Raw genomic sequence first — 15,257 nt, forward strand, 5'->3', positions numbered from 1 at the left:
AGTAACCCGATCACGCCAAGGAGCCGCTTATGCGCCAGAAACCCACCGTCCTCGCCCGCGAAATAGTCGCCAGTAGCCGTTTGTTCCGCGTGGAGGAAGTGCAATTGCGCTTTTCCAATGGCGTTGAACGGACCTACGAGCGCCTGGTAGGCCGCGGTGCCGGCTACGGCGCGGTGATGATCGTGGCGATGATTGACGACGATCATGCGTTGCTGGTGGAGGAGTACTGCGGCGGCACCGATGAATATGAGGTGTCGTTGCCCAAGGGGCTGATCGAACCCGGCGAAGACGTGCTGGCGGCGGCCAACCGTGAACTCAAGGAAGAGGCCGGTTATGGCGCGCGTCAGTTGGAGCACATTACCGAGCTGTCGTTGTCGCCCGGCTACATGAGCCAGAAAATTCAGGTGGTGTTGGCCACCGATCTGTACGAAGAGCGCCTGGAGGGCGATGAGCCTGAGCCGATGCGGGTTGATCGGGTTAACCTGCGCGAGCTGTCGCAGCTTGCGCAAAACGAGCAGTTCAGCGAGGGGCGCGCCCTGGCGGCGCTGTATCTGGTACGAGACCTGTTGACCCAGCGTGGAGCGTTTATCGCATGAGCGAACTGTTTTTAGGTCACCCGTTTATTGCCCCTGTGATTGAGCTGGCCCGTCAGGCGGGTGAAGTGATCCTGCCGTATTGGCGCGCCGACGTGGAGGTTACTTCCAAGTCGGATGACTCGCCGGTGACGGCAGCGGACCTGGCCGCTCACCATCTGATTCTCGCCGGCCTTACCGCGCTCGACCCGAGCATTCCGGTGTTGTCCGAAGAAGACGCGGATATCGACCAGAGTGTGCGTGCGGGCTGGCAGCGCTGGTGGCTGGTTGACCCGCTGGATGGCACCAAGGAATTTATCTCTGGCAGCGAAGAATTCACCGTCAATATCGCCTTGATCGAACAAGGCCGCGTGGTGTTTGGCGTGGTATCGATGCCGACCAGTGGTCGTTGCTACTTCGGAGGCGCGGGGCTGGGGGCGTGGCGCTCTGATGTGAACGAGGCACCCAAGCAGATTCAGGTACGCCAGGCGCCGGCAGCGGGTGAAGCCTTCACCGTGGTTGCCAGCCGTCGCCACAGCAGCCCTGAACAGGAGCGCCTGCTACACGGCTTGAGCGAAGGCCTGGGAGCGTTGAAGCTGGCGAATATCGGCAGCTCGCTGAAATTCTGTCTGTTAGCCGAAGGCAGTGCCGATTGCTATCCACGTTTGGCGCCGACGTCGCAGTGGGACACCGCAGCGGCCCAAGGCGTGTTGGAAGGCGCGGGCGGCGAGGTGTTGGAGTTGAGTGGTAAGCCGTTCAGCTATCCGGCGCGGGAATCGCTGCTGAACCCGTTTTTTTTGGCGCTGCCGGCCAAGGCCGCATGGCGCGAGCGCTTGCTGACCCTGGCGAGATCCTGAGCCTGGCCTAGATTCAATGTGGGAGCTGGCTTGCCTGCGATTACGGTAGAGCAGCCACTCACGCTGTGACGGTCAGGCCGCTATCGCGGCGCCTCAACAGACCTTCCGATAAACGCAAAATAGGTAACAGACGAGCTTTCGTGGCGAGCGGGCTGGCCCCGCGTTGCGCTGCGAAGCGGCCCCACTAAGAACACCGCGCTCTGCTGACCGACCGCCGTTTCAGGTTTTAGGGCTGCTTCGCAGCCCAACGCGGGGCAAGCCCGCTCGCCACGGGGGATGGGGTCACCATTCGCAAGTTGTGTAAACACCGTGGCAATCCAGCGCTCATATTTTTTTGGGGTTTGGCGGTTAACGGTGCAAGACGTACTGGCCAGTAAACGCCACCGCGCGCTCCTCACTCCCCTCATTCACAATCCACGTCTCCAGCGTCAGCCGCGCGCGACCATAACGGTTATACGTCGCCACAAAACGCTTCCACACCTTCTCCTCCGGCGCTCGACACACCACCGTCGCATCCCGTGTGACTGGCAGCGGATAGCTGATCTGCCCTTCCTGAATCACGATATGCCCGTCTTCTATGCCTGCTTCGCGCAATTGCAGGTGCAGCCAACCCCAGCCCGCCAGCACGGCGCCGCAATACAGGCTGCCGCCAAACATGGTGCTCTTGTGGTTGATATTGGCTTGCAAGGGCAGGTGCAGCTGCAACTGGCCGTGTTGCCAGTCAAGCACCTTGAGGCCCATTTCCCGGGTAAGCGGGATGTCGTGGTGAAGGATGGATTCCAGGTAACGGCTGTCGCGGCTCATGGCGGCCTCTTGGCGAGTGGGCAGGGTCATTCGTCGTCGGCGCTGTGGTTGGCGCTGTCGGCGAAGTTCAGGCCGTGCTTGCGCAGTTTGTCGTGCAGGGTTTTGCGCGGTATGCCCAAGGCTTCGGCGAGGCTGCGCACCGAGCTGTGGGGGCGGGTCAGCTCGGCGGCGATCAGGCTTTTTTCGAACTGCTCGACCTGTTCGCTCAGGCCGCCGGGCGTAGAAGTCAGGATGCCAGCGGCAGGGTTGTCCGCCGTGGCGTCCAGTGCCAGTTCGAGCCCCAGGGCAAAGCGTTCTGCCGCGTTCTGCAGTTCGCGCACATTGCCGGGCCAGCTATGACGCAGCAGCAGCGCGCGTTGGCCTGGTTGCAGCTCGTTAAGCGGCAGGCCGTGACGGCTGCTGGCCTCGTCGGCGAAGTGTTGAAACAGCATCAAGGCATCCTCGCCGCGCTCGCGCAACGGTGGAATGCGCAGCGGTGCAACATTGAGGCGGTAATACAAGTCGGCGCGGAAGCGACCCTGATCGGCAGCCTGGCGCAGGTCTTCCTTGGTGGCAGCGATGATGCGGATATCCAGCGGGATCAGTTGATTGCCCCCCAGGCGTTCCACCACGCGCTCCTGCAACAGGCGCAACAGCTTGACCTGAACGTCCAGGCTCATGCTTTCGATTTCATCGAGAAACAGCGTGCCGCCATTGGCGAACTCGAATTTGCCGATACGGCGTTTCTGCGCGCCGGTAAACGCTCCCGGCTCATGGCCGAACAGCTCGCTCTCGACCACTGATTCGGCCAGTGCGCCGGCGTTGATCGCCACAAACGGCCCGCTGCGTCGGCTGGACAGGTCGTGCAGCGCGCGCGCCACCACCTCTTTGCCGGCGCCGGTTTCGCCGAGGATCAGCACGTCGGCGCGGGTCGCGGCCAGGGCGCCGATCTGCTCGCGCAGGCGCAGCATTTGCGGCGAATGCCCGACCAGGCGCGTGCTCAATTGCTGACGGTCACTGAGGGCCAGGCGCAGGCTGCGGTTGTCCAGCACCAGACGGCGCAGGGCCAGGGCGCGACGCACGCTGTCGAGCAGGGCATCGCTGGCGAAGGGTTTTTCAAGGAAATCATAAGCGCCGGCTCGCATGGCTTGCACCGCCAGCGGCACGTCGCCGTGGCCAGTGATCAACAGCACCGGCAATTCCGGGTCCTGGCCGTGCAGTTCGGCGAGCAACTCCAGGCCGTCCATGCCGGGCATGCGGATGTCGCTGACCACCACGCCCGGCCAGTCCCGCGACAGGCGCGCAGTGAGGCCGGTGGCTTCGCCCAGGGTCAGGACGTTCAGCCCGGCCAGGTCCAGGGTCTGGCACAGGGCCTGACGCAGGTGTGGATCGTCGTCGATCAACACCACCTGAATCTGGTTATCGATACTCATACACTGCGGTCCTCGGACGGTTGCAGACTGACGCCCGGCGAGCCGGCACGCAATTTCAAGGTTAACAGCGCGCCGCCTTCCTTGTGGTTGGCAAACAGCAATTCGCCACCAAAGGCACGCATCAACGTGTCACAAATTGCCAGCCCCAGCCCAAGGCCCTGGGTGCGCGTCTTGGTGGTGTAGAACGGCTCGCTGGCGCGGCCCAGGGCTTCCATGCAAAAGCCTGGACCGTTGTCGCGAATGTACAGGTTGACGCCCTGTTCGGTGGTTTGGGCACTCAACCAGAGTTTGCGCGGCGGGCCTTTTTCGGTGAGAGCATCGAGGGCGTTGGCCAGCAAGTTGCCGAGTACCTGGCGCAGACGCGTTTCGCCGGCTTGTACCCACAGGGTTGCTTCTGGCAAATCGCGGATCAGCTCCACTTCCATCGACCGTCGCCGCTTGGCCAGCAACGCCAGTGCATCGTCCAGCGCCGGTTGCAGGGCCACGCTTTCCGGTGCGTGGCGGTCGCGTCGGGCGAACGCGCGCAGATGCGCGATGATCGAGGCCATGCGCCCGGTCAGTTCGCTGATCAGTTTGAGGTTGCCGCGAGCGTCATTGGTGCGCTCGTGGTCGAGCAGGATCTCGGCGTTTTCTGCGTAGCTGCGAATCGCCGCGAGCGGTTGATTGAGTTCGTGGCTGATGCTCGCCGACATGGTCCCCAACGCTGACAGTTTGCCGGCTTGCACCAGGTCGTCCTGGGCGCGAACCAGTTCCTGCTGGGCGTGTTCGCGCTCAAGCACTTCCTGTTTCAGGCGCCGGTTGAGGCCTTCAAGGTCGCTGGTGCGCTCGATCACGCGGGCTTCCAGTTCGCGGCGCGCCTTGGCTTCAAACGCGATGCGTTCCAGATAATGGCGACGGCGCTGCATCATCAAGCCCAGCAGCAGCATCAGTACCAGCAACGTGGCGCCGCCGACCGCTACCACCGTGCGCACCGGGCGATTGATCAGCGAGCGCGGCGCCAGAATTTCCACCGTCCAGCCGGTTTCGGCAATGGCTGAGGATTGGCGCAGCCATGCCGTCGTACTCAAGGCCAGCGGCTGGGGGTCGCGCGTCGGGTAGGGCTGGATCGCGATGATGGCTTGGCGCTCTTCGGCGGTCAGCGGCCGTGTCGCACGGAATCGCCATTGCGGGCGCGATGTAAGGATCACCACGCCGTTGTGGTCCGTCACCAGCAGTTGTTCCGGGGTTTTGCCCCACAGGCTTTCGGTATGGTCCAGGTCAACCTTGACCACCAGCACACCGATGATCGTGTCGCCATCGCGCACGGCGGCGGCGAAGAAGTAGCCGCGTTTGGCCGACGTGGTGCCCAGGCCGAAAAACCGGCCCAGGCGCCCGGCCATGGCTTCGCTGAAATAGGGGCGAAACGAGAAATTGCGCCCGACAAAGCTGTCCTGCTTGTCCCAATTGGAGGCGGCGAGCGTTTTGCCGGTGGTGTCCATCAGGTACATCACTTCTACCCCGGCCTGGGCGGCGACGTTCTTGAGCAACAGGTTGGCGTTGACCAGGTTGGTGCTGACATCGGGCGCATCCAGCGCGGTGCGCAGGGCCGGCAAGTCCCCCAGAATCTGGGGCAGCACTTCATAGCGGTGCAGGGTGCCGAGCAGGTTGGCGACGTAGAGGTCGAGGGTCTGGCGGTTTTGACCGGCCAGTTCGCTGCGGTAATAGCGCTCGGCCAGGTGTTCCAGCGGCCACAGCAGCGGTGCCAGGCACAACGCCAACAGGGCGAGGCTGCGCCAGCGGGGTCTTCGCGGAAGGGGTGGAGTCATGGGAATCATGCGCCTGTGGGGACAGGCGCATTATGCCTAGCTGTGGTGCGTGATGCTGTTGTTATGCGATCAGGTCTTTTGGCTCGGTGTTACCCAGGCGCTCACCCTGATAGCTGCCGTCCTGGACGCGGCGGCACCAGTCGAGGTTATCGAGGTACCACTGCACCGTTTTGCGCAGGCCGGTTTCGAAGGTTTCTTCGGGCACCCAACCCAGGTCGTGCTCGATCTTGCTGGCATCGATCGCGTAGCGCTGATCGTGGCCCGGGCGATCCTTGACGAAAGTGATCAGGTCGGTGAATTTTTCCACGCCCGCCGGGCGATTGGGTGCCAGTTCTTCGAGTAGGCCACAAATGCCGCGTACCACGTCGATATTCTTCTGTTCGTTGTGGCCGCCGATATTGTAGGTCTCGCCGACCACACCTTCGGTAACCACTTTCAACAGCGCGCGAGCGTGATCTTCGACGAACAGCCAATCGCGCACTTGCAGGCCATCACCGTAGACCGGCAGTTGCTTGCCGGCGAGGGCGTTGAGGATGACCAGCGGGATCAGTTTTTCGGGGAAGTGGAACGGCCCGTAGTTGTTCGAGCAGTTGGTCAGCAGCACCGGCAGGCCGTAAGTGCGCTGCCACGCGCGGACCAGGTGGTCGGACGCCGCCTTGCTGGCCGAGTACGGCGAGCTTGGCGCGTAAGGCGTGGTTTCAGTGAACAGGTCGTCCACGCCGTGCAGGTCGCCATAAACCTCATCGGTGGAGATGTGGTGAAAGCGAAACGCGCTCTTGGCCGGCTCTTCCAGCGTTTGCCAGTAAGCGCGAGTGGCTTCCAGCAGGCTGTAAGTGCCGACGATGTTGGTCTGGATGAAATCCGACGGGCCATCAATGGAGCGGTCGACATGCGACTCGGCTGCCAGGTGCATGATTGCCTCAGGCTTAAAGCGCGCAATCACGGCGCTGACCGCAGCCTGGTCGATGATATCGGCCTGCACGAACTCATAGCGGCTATTGGACGCAATGCTGGTCAGCGATTCCAGGTTGCCGGCGTAGGTGAGTTTGTCCAGGTTGAGCACGTCGTGCTCGGTGTTTTGAATCAGGTGACGAACCAGGGCGGAACCGATAAAACCGGCACCGCCGGTGATGAGAATACGCATGTCGAGGGCCTTTTCCTTAGACGAAGACTTGGCGAAGTTGGCATAGCTTGAGTTGTGAATCGGGACGGCACAAGCCCGGTATGCATGAGGGGTTGATTAACAGCCCCGAACAATGGCGATATAAGCGCCTGAAAAAGCAGAGGTCGCCACCATGTTGCTCGCCACGTTGATCCATCGTGCCAGTTTGCCTTGCCCACAAATAAGCGCCGATCAAGCCGCGCAATTGCTCGAGCAACATTACGGTTTGACGGGCGCGTTGCAGTCGCTGGGCAGCCAACAAGACCTCAATTACCGAGTTGACAGCGAGCGTGGCCGCTTCGTTCTGAAGATCTGCCGGGGCGACTACGCCACCATTGAACTGCAGGCCCAGCACGCCGCCCTCAATGACCTGCAAGCGCACGTGCGCGTGCCCAAGGTGAACCGCGCACTGACCGGGGAAGACGTGCTGAGCGTCACGGTGGGCGGGCAAACCGTGCACCTGCGGCTGCTGGACTATATCGACGGCCAGCCCCTGACGCATCTGCCGCACCTGGGCCGTGACGTGATCGCAGGCTTTGGTGAGCTGTGTGGACAGGTCAGCCGCGCACTTGAGCATTTCGAGCACCCGGGCCTGGACCGCACGTTGCAGTGGGACCCGCGCCACGCCCATGCACTGATCACGCACCTGCTGGCCAACCTGAATAACCTGCCGCACCGCGACGCCATCGAGCGCGCGGCCAACCACGCACACACGCGCCTTCAGCCTTTGGCCGATCACCTGCCGTGGCAAGCCGTGCACCTGGACATCACCGATGACAACGTCGTTTGGCAGCGCGACGCCCAGCGGCATTGGCAGGTCCAGGGCGTGATTGATTTCGGCGACCTGGTGCACACCTGGCGCATTGCCGACCTGTCGGTGACTTGCGCGGCGCTGTTGCACCATGCCGATGGAGACCCATTTGCCATCCTGCCGGCGGTCCAGGCCTGCCACGCGGTGACGCCATTGCTACGCGAGGAGTTACAGGCGTTGTGGCCGCTGATTGTGGCGCGCGCGGCGGTGCTGGTGCTCAGCAGCGAACAGCAGCAACGCCTTGATCCTGACAACACTTACCTGCTGAAAAATGCCGAGCACGAGTGGGAAATTTTTCATGTGGCGACCTCGGTGCCGTTTGCGCTGATGGAGGCGGCGATCCTGAGCTGTGTCGCACAAGCGTTGCCGCCGATGGCCGGCCAAGACTTTGCACCGTTGCTGCCGGGCCTGGTAGGGCGTGAGTTCGCGCTGATCGACCTGGGTGTACTCAGCCCGCATTTCGAGGCCGGCAATTGGGAGTTGCCCGGCATAGACCACCGGTTATTGGATGAAGCGGCGACCGTGCATGGGCTGGCGGCCAGTCGGTATGGGCAATATCGGTTGTCGCGAACGCGTGCCGACAGTGCCGTCGAGCCGCAGACTTTCCCGCTTCACGTGGAGTTGCATCTGCCTCATGGCACCGTATTGGAAGCGCCCTTTGGCGGTACGTTGCGCCAAGGCGACGACGGTCTGCTGTGCTTGCATGACGCTCAACTGAGCCTGCGCATAGGCGGCGCGAAAACCGCGTTGAAACCGGGTTCGGTGGTGGTGAAGGGGCAACTGCTCGGTGAGGTGCACGCCCCGCTCACCGTACAGTTATGCCGTGCCGAGCTCGAACCGCCGTTGTTCTGCACGCCGTCCAGGGCGCCGGCGTGGCAAGCCCTCTGCCCGTCGCCGGCTGCGTTGCTGGGGCTGGCCTGTGATGCCGAGCCGGAGCTGGACGCCGAAGCTCTGCTGGCGCGTCGGGATGCCAGTTTCGCTCGCTCGCAGAAGCACTATTACGTCGACCCACCGCGCATCGAGCGTGGCTGGCGCAACCACCTGATCGACATGCAGGGCCGTTCCTACCTGGACATGCTCAACAATGTCGCTGTGCTGGGCCATGGCCACCCGCGCATGGCGGCGGTGGCGGCGCGGCAATGGTCGCTGCTCAACACCAACTCGCGCTTTCACTATGCGGCGATTGCCGAGTTTTCCGAGCGTTTGCTGGCATTGGCGCCAGAGGGCATGGACCGGGTGTTTCTGGTCAACAGCGGCACCGAGGCCAATGACCTGGCGATCCGCCTGGCCTGGGCCTACAGCGGCGGGCGCGACATGCTCAGCGTGCTGGAGGCGTACCACGGCTGGTCGGTGGCGGCGGATGCGGTGTCGACCTCGATTGCCGACAACCCGCAGGCATTGAGCAGCCGCCCGGACTGGGTGCACCCGGTGACCGCGCCGAACACCTACCGCGGCGAGTTCCGTGGGCAGGACAGTGCGCCGGATTACGTGCGAAGCGTGGACCACAACCTGGCGAAAATCGCCGCGAGTAACCGCCAGTTGGCAGGGTTCATATGCGAGCCGGTCTACGGCAATGCGGGGGGCATTTCACTGCCGCCGGGTTATTTGCAGCAGGTGTACGCGCGGGTGCGCGCCCAGGGCGGCGTGTGCATCGCCGATGAGGTGCAGGTGGGGTATGGGCGCATGGGCCACTTTTTCTGGGGCTTTGAAGAGCAGGGCGTGGTGCCGGACATCATCACCATGGCCAAGGGCATGGGGAACGGCCAGCCGTTGGGCGCGGTGATCACCCGGCGCGAAATCGCCGAGGCGTTGGAGGCCGAAGGGTATTTCTTCTCGTCGTCGGGGGGCAGCCCGGTCAGCTGTCAGATCGGCATGGCCGTGCTGGACGTGATGCAGGAAGAAAAGCTGTGGGAAAACGCCCAGGTGGTGGGCGGGCATTTCAAGGCGCGCTTGGAGCAGTTGATCGATCGTCACCCACTGGTCGGCGCTGTTCATGGCTCCGGCTTCTATCTGGGGCTGGAGTTGGTGCGTGATCGCCATACGCTTGAACCGGCCACCGAAGAAACGGCGTTACTGTGTGACCGGTTACGGGAACTGGGTATTTTCATGCAGCCTACGGGTGACCACCTCAATATCCTCAAGATCAAGCCGCCGATGGTCACGTCCAAACGCAGCGTGGACTTCTTCGTCGACATGTTGTCGAAGGTGCTGGATGAGCAGTTGTAATAGTCGATTGTTATCGGTTATTTGCCGTGATGTTTTGTGATTGTCATCTTTTTTACCTTTTAAAGCCGATTTTTATCCGTTATAAAGTCGGTCTTTCACCCCATTCGGAGCCCTGAACGCCATGACCACCCTGCACAGCACACCTCGCGCCGATGGCTTCTACATGCCCGCCGAATGGGCACCACAGACTCAAACCTGGATGATCTGGCCTGAGCGGCCGGACAACTGGCGCCTGGGGGGTAAGCCCGCGCAGGCTGCGCACGTGGCGGTGGCCAAGGCCATCGCACGCTTTGAGCCGGTGACGGTGGGCGTCTCGGCCGGGCAATACGAAAACGCGCGCGCGCGGTTGGACGTGCCGAACATCCGCGTGGTGGAAATGTCCAGCGATGACGCTTGGGTGCGCGACACCGGCCCAACCTTCGTGATCAACAACAGCGGCGAAGTGCGCGGCGTGAACTGGGATTTCAATGCTTGGGGCGGTTTCGATGGCGGCCTGTACGCGCCGTGGAACCGCGATTCGCAGGTAGGCGGCAAGGTTCTCGAGATCGAACGTGCGCCGCGCTACCGCACCGAAGGCTTCGTGCTGGAAGGTGGCTCGATCCATGTGGACGGCGAAGGCACGTTGATCACCACCGAAGAATGCCTGTTAAACCGCAACCGCAATCCGCACCTGGATCGCGCGGCCATCGAAGCGGTGCTCAGCGCCAATCTGGCTGTGGATAAGATCATCTGGTTGCCGGACGGGCTGTTCAATGACGAAACCGATGGTCATGTGGATAACTTCTGCTGCTATGTGCGCCCAGGCGAAGTGCTGCTGGCGTGGACCGACGACCCGCAAGACCCGAACTACGCGCGTTGCCACGCTGCCATGGACGTGCTGCAAAGCAGCACCGACGCCCACGGGCGCGCATTCATAGTGCACAAAATGCCGATCCCGGGGCCGCTGTATGCCACCGAAGAAGAGTGCGCGGGCGTCGACCCGGTGGACGGTAGCCAGGAACGTAACCCAAGCGTGCGGTTGGCCGGTTCCTACGTGAACTTCCTGATCGTCAACGGCGGCATCATCGCGCCAAGCTTCGACGACCCGTTGGACAGTCAGGCCAAGGGGATTCTGCAGAGCCTGTTCCCGCAGCACGAAGTGGTGATGGTGCCGGGGCGCGAACTGTTACTGGGTGGCGGCAATATCCATTGCCTGACCCAACAACAACCGGCGCCGCACAAAAACTGAGTGCAGTTGTAACAGCGTCTGAGCAACAGCCCGGCGCTACCCGTTCGTAGCGCTAATAGCAAGCCCGCGGCCCTGCACGGCCGCGGGCTTTTTTGTGTCCGAATGCCTGTAAATACGGGACATTGGCATAGCTCTTGTATCGATGTCGTCACAGTGACTCAAGGCGATGACTGCGCAGTTCTGTCACAAACCTTGAGTAAGTTAGCCGCTCACGCAGTAGGAGAGAGCGCTGAAATGAATGCCGATATCAACCTGATCTACACGCGCCCGTTCCACCCCACGCGGGTCAACGGTGATGCGATCCGTGCGTTGGCGCTCTGGTTGAAGGCAAACGGCTCGCGACGGGTCAGGCAAGCTGACCTGCGCCGCGTGATGAGTGAACGTTACCCGGCGGGGCTGTTCAGTGAGGATGAAGTGCGCGCGTTGTGTGAATTGTTGAAAAACTGACCAGCACTGAGATCAGTGATGGCAGCGGGCTTGCCTGCGATGGCATCGCAGCCAAGCCCGCTCGCACATCAGGGTGTGAGGTTTTAGAAACTGTAGGTGCCCGTTACAACCAGGCTACGTGGCTCGCCCGGCTGGATCTGCGCCGCACTGGTGGCCGAAGCGTAATAGTTTTTATCGGCAATATTGTTCAGCGCCGCGCGTACGTCCCATTCCTTCTGGCGGAACCCGGCCAACGCGTCCCATCGCCCATAACCTGGTAGCGCCACGGTGTTGAGGTTGTCGGCGTAACGGTCACCCACCAGGGTCAGACCGGTTTCGGCGTACCAGCCCATCTCGGGTTTCCAGGTGATAAACAAGCTGCCATTGCGCTTGGCCACATCGCTGATGCGCTTGCCTTCAAAGCCATTATTGTCCTTCTCGACCTTGGCATCCTGCAGGCCGATGCCACCACGCACATACCAATTGCCGACGAGCTTGCCGGTGGCCGTCAGTTCCACGCCGCGCGAGCGTTGCATGCCTGTGAGCAGGGTGATGGTGCGGTCGAGCGGGTCGCTGGTGCGGCGGTTATAAAGCTCAAGCTCGTACACGGCGAGGGTGGTGCTCAGGCGGTCATCGAGCCAATCACTCTTCACGCCGATTTCCTTCTGTTTGGTCAGTTCAGGGCTCAGGTCGTTGACGCTGCCAGCGGCATTGGGCGTGATACCGATCAGGCCACCGCCCGCGGGGGAGAAGGTTTTGCTCCACGAGGCATAAAACGAGTGATGTTCCAGCGGCGTCCATACCAGGCCGACGCGCGGGCTGGTGCTGCGGCTATCGACAGCTTGCCGGGTGTTGAGCACCTTGCTGGTGGTGTCCACTTCGAAATGGTCATAGCGCAGGCCAGCCAGCAGTTGCCATTGATCGTTGAGGCGCAGTTGGTCCTGCACGTACACGGCGCGACTTTCGACTTCGGTGTGGTTGTAACTTGAAAGACTCATCGGCCCGTTGTGGCTCAGGTGGCGGTTGGGCTGGTTGAGATCCAGGCTCGGCACGGCTTGGCCGCCACGATTGACGGCGGTGGCGGTATACAGTTTCGGGTCGCGGCGCTGGCTGCCCAGCTCCAGGCCGGTGAGCAGGCGGTGCTCCAGGCCGAAGGTGTCGAAAGCGCCTTCCAGCTCGAGGTTGTTGAATACATTGCGGGTGGTCAAATCCTGCTGCCAGCGCTGGCGCGTGACCTTGTTGGTTTTCGGGTCGTAGCCGGTCTGGTAGGTGTTGTCGAAATCGCTGTCGAGCTTGAACACGCCCAAGGTGTGGCGCAGTTGCCAGTTGGCGTTGAGTTCATAAGCGAGCCTGGAGCGCAGCGACTGAGACTTGTCGTCGATGTAATCGCGGCTATCAAAATAGGTGGCGCTGCGGCTCACGTCTGCCGGGCGCCCGTTGACTCCGGGAATACCGCGGTCCGGCGTGCGGTTGTAGCGGCTGTATTCGTATTGCACCAACCAATTGAGGTCGGGCGTCAGTTGCCAGCTAATCGATGGCGCAAACAGCTGGCGATTGCCACTGACGCCATCGCGAAAACTGTTGTTGTCCTGGTTGCCCATGTTCAGACGCAGGCTGATGTCGTCTGTGGGGTCGGTGCTGAGGTCGGCATACAGGCTGCGCAAATCATGGCTGCCGCCCTGGGCTTCGATGCTGGAGGGGTGACCCGCGGTGGGCAATTTGCTCACGCGGTTGACGATCCCGCCCTGACCGCCGCGCCCGTACAGCACGGCTGCCGGGCCTTTGAGCACCTCAATGCGTTCGATGTTATGCAGGTCGCGCACGTATTGGCTGTCGTCGCGAATGCCGTCCAGGTAGAAGTCGTTGCTTGCGTCGAAACCACGAATGCGCAGGCTGTCGAAGCGCGTGTCGGCGCCGCTGCTTACGTTGGGAATGCCGCTTAACGCCTGGCCCAGATCGTTGGTGCCGTAGGCGCGCAGGGTTTCGGTTTTTACCGAATCGATGGCCTGCGGCACATAACGCACTGACGTGGCAGTGCGGGTGGCGGTGTGGGTCTCTTTGACGCGTGGGTCGTCTTCGTCAACTTCGGTGCTGATCGAGGTTTGCGGCAAAATCGTGGTGGCGCAGGCAAAACCAGCAGACAGCAGAGCAGAAAGCCCAAGGGTAACGGGCGTCAGGCGAGAGACTGGCATGGAGGAATCTATCCAAAAAAGTTCGGGAAGGAATGTACGCGTTAATGGTAATGCTTTGCATTTGCGCACGTTATGCATTCCCAAAAATGTAGGCTTTGGAAAGTGTTACTTGATGTGTTTTTTTAGCGGCTTTAAGCGATTTTCTGGCTTTCACACAAGCGCTGTAGGCCGTTGCTTAGAATTATTTCGCCTAAATACAGACGATTCACGAAATTGACACATAGTTCAACGCGCGCATAGGATTGCGCCCAACGCCTGTGGCTAACCGCCATGACTTATCCAATAAAAAAAAAAGGCCCGCGGCAGTTCAGTCGTCCGCGGGCTTTGTTTTTTCCGGAAAAAGTCGACACCAGAAAAGCGACACGGAGCCTGGTGTCACAGCGCGTACTCAACCAGTAATAAGGAATATAAGAAATGTTGAAGCAACGGATGGGTCTGATCGCTCTGGGGATTTTGAGCGCTACTCAGGCAATGGCAAACGACCAGGAGCAATCCAAGGGTTTTGTTGACGACAGCCACCTGAACATCGCAGCACGTAACGCCTACATCAGCCGTGACTACAAAAACGGCAAGCAAGACAAAGCCGAGTGGGGCCAGGGCTTCATCGGTAAATTTGAATCCGGCTTCACCCAAGGCACCGTCGGTGTGGGTGTTGACGTGATCGGCCAATACGCCATTCGCCTGGATGGTGGCCGAGGCCGCGCAGGCGCGGGCGGTATCGACTTCTTTAAAGAAGGCGCAGCCACCACGCGCGCGGATGGCACGACACGTAACGGCGCACCTGCCGACGATCTGGCCAAGGGCGGCGCAGCCGTCAAATTCCGGGTTTCCAACACTGTGCTGAAGTACGGTGATCAGTTCCCGGCAGTCCCTGTTCTGCAGTACGACAACTCCCGCCTGTTGTCGGAAACCTACACAGGTACCTCGATCGTTTCCAAAGAGATCGCCGGCCTGCAACTGGACGCTGGTCACTTCACCAAGGAAGCGCGCAAGAGCGCCGAAGGCACCGACAGCGGTCGCCTGAAAAGCATTGATTACATCGGTGGTAGCTACAAATTCACCGAAAGCCTGTCGGCCGCGCTGTACGCCTCCGACATGCAAGACGTGCTGAAGAAGCAATACGTCAACGTCAACTACGTACTGGCCCTGCCAGAGAAGCAATCGTTGACCTTTGACTTCAACGGCTACAAAACCAAGCTGGACAAGAGCTTCGCCCTTGAAAACCAAGGTGACGCCGACGCTCGCGACAACAAAATCTGGAGCCTGGGCGCTACTTGGGCTGTTGGCCCGCACAGCTTCACCGTTGCTCACCAGCGCAGCACCGGCGACACCGGTTATCTGTACGGCGGCTACCGCAACGCTGGCGGCATCGGCGATGGCGGCAACACCATCTTGCTGGCCAACTCCTACTGGTCCGACTTCAACGGTAAGGACGAGCGCTCCTGGCAAGCAGGCTACGGCCTGGACTTCAGCGCCTTCGGCGTGCCTGGCCTGACCTACAACATTGCTTACGTGCGCGGCACCAACATTGACGACGGCTCCAACCGCGGCAGTGGCACCGAGCGTGAAATCTTCAACCAGTTCAAATACATCGTTCAGAGCGGCCCAGCCAAAGACCTGAGCCTGCGCGCTCGTGCGTCCTGGTTGCGCGTCTCCAGCAACGCCAGCAACTACAACGTAGGCGGTAACGAAATCCGTCTGTTCGCCGATTACCCGATCAACGTTTTCTAATTGATTTGGCGTCGCGCCTGATTTCAGGCGA

Annotated in this window: 11 protein-coding genes; 6 read left to right on the forward strand and 5 right to left on the reverse strand. The window is 61.3% G+C overall.

What is annotated here, in order from left to right; genetic code table 11:
* The first annotated feature begins 29 nt into the window (after positions 1-29).
* Together nudE and cysQ are read left to right on the forward strand one after the other, a co-directional pair.
* Complete coding sequence (nudE, locus tag AACW30_RS03145) at positions 30-596, forward strand: ADP compounds hydrolase NudE (protein ID WP_106577427.1); 567 nt, start codon at positions 30-32, stop codon at positions 594-596.
* A complete protein-coding gene (gene cysQ / locus AACW30_RS03150; RefSeq protein ID WP_200624262.1) occupies positions 593-1,429 on the forward strand; it encodes a 3'(2'),5'-bisphosphate nucleotidase CysQ in 837 nt (278 codons plus the stop codon). Before nudE ends, cysQ begins: the two co-directional genes overlap by 4 nt.
* A gap of 348 nt (positions 1,430-1,777) precedes the next feature.
* Here the strand turns inward: cysQ and AACW30_RS03155 are convergent, their stop codons facing one another.
* The 4 genes from AACW30_RS03155 to rfbB all read right to left on the reverse strand — a co-directional run bounded on the left by AACW30_RS03155 (position 1,778) and on the right by rfbB (position 6,594).
* On the reverse strand, positions 1,778-2,233 hold the full coding sequence (locus AACW30_RS03155; protein ID WP_200624263.1) for a thioesterase domain-containing protein: 456 nt from the start codon (positions 2,231-2,233) through the stop codon (positions 1,778-1,780).
* A 26-nt stretch (positions 2,234-2,259) separates the two neighbouring features.
* On the reverse strand, positions 2,260-3,645 hold the full coding sequence (locus tag AACW30_RS03160) for a sigma-54-dependent transcriptional regulator (RefSeq protein ID WP_119738161.1): 1,386 nt from the start codon (positions 3,643-3,645) through the stop codon (positions 2,260-2,262).
* The gene (locus AACW30_RS03165; RefSeq protein ID WP_106577431.1) at positions 3,642-5,450 is read right to left on the reverse strand and encodes a sensor histidine kinase; all 1,809 of its coding nucleotides are present in this window, start codon (positions 5,448-5,450) and stop codon (positions 3,642-3,644) included. The genes AACW30_RS03160 and AACW30_RS03165 overlap by 4 nt, the downstream gene beginning before the upstream one ends.
* Positions 5,451-5,511: 61 nt before the next feature.
* Positions 5,512-6,594 carry a dTDP-glucose 4,6-dehydratase gene (rfbB, locus tag AACW30_RS03170; protein ID WP_106577432.1) on the reverse strand — a complete coding sequence of 361 codons (1,083 nt, stop codon included), beginning with the start codon at positions 6,592-6,594 and terminating at the stop codon, positions 5,512-5,514.
* 151 nt (positions 6,595-6,745) lie between these two features.
* On the opposite strand from rfbB, the gene AACW30_RS03175 reads away from it, so the two are divergent.
* The 3 genes from AACW30_RS03175 (at position 6,746) to AACW30_RS03185 (ending at position 11,324) form a co-directional block, all read left to right on the forward strand.
* The gene (locus AACW30_RS03175; protein ID WP_200624264.1) at positions 6,746-9,649 is read left to right on the forward strand and encodes an aminotransferase; all 2,904 of its coding nucleotides are present in this window, start codon (positions 6,746-6,748) and stop codon (positions 9,647-9,649) included.
* Positions 9,650-9,770: 121 nt separating this feature from the next.
* Positions 9,771-10,877 (forward strand): agmatine deiminase, encoded by a 1,107-nt coding sequence (aguA, locus tag AACW30_RS03180; RefSeq protein ID WP_200624265.1) that lies wholly within the window; start codon positions 9,771-9,773, stop codon positions 10,875-10,877.
* A 234-nt stretch (positions 10,878-11,111) separates the two neighbouring features.
* The gene (locus AACW30_RS03185) at positions 11,112-11,324 is read left to right on the forward strand and encodes a hypothetical protein (protein WP_106577435.1); all 213 of its coding nucleotides are present in this window, start codon (positions 11,112-11,114) and stop codon (positions 11,322-11,324) included.
* 83 nt (positions 11,325-11,407) lie between these two features.
* On the opposite strand, the gene AACW30_RS03190 is transcribed toward AACW30_RS03185, so the two are convergent.
* Positions 11,408-13,495 carry a TonB-dependent receptor gene (locus AACW30_RS03190; protein ID WP_200624266.1) on the reverse strand — a complete coding sequence of 696 codons (2,088 nt, stop codon included), beginning with the start codon at positions 13,493-13,495 and terminating at the stop codon, positions 11,408-11,410.
* Between the two features lie 414 nt (positions 13,496-13,909).
* On the opposite strand from AACW30_RS03190, the gene AACW30_RS03195 reads away from it, so the two are divergent.
* On the forward strand, positions 13,910-15,226 hold the full coding sequence (locus tag AACW30_RS03195; protein WP_200624267.1) for an OprD family porin: 1,317 nt from the start codon (positions 13,910-13,912) through the stop codon (positions 15,224-15,226).
* The last annotated feature ends 31 nt before the right edge of the window (positions 15,227-15,257 follow it).

The sequence above is a fragment of the Pseudomonas sp. MF6747 genome, from assembly GCF_963890955.1.
Taxonomy (GTDB): domain Bacteria; phylum Pseudomonadota; class Gammaproteobacteria; order Pseudomonadales; family Pseudomonadaceae; genus Aquipseudomonas.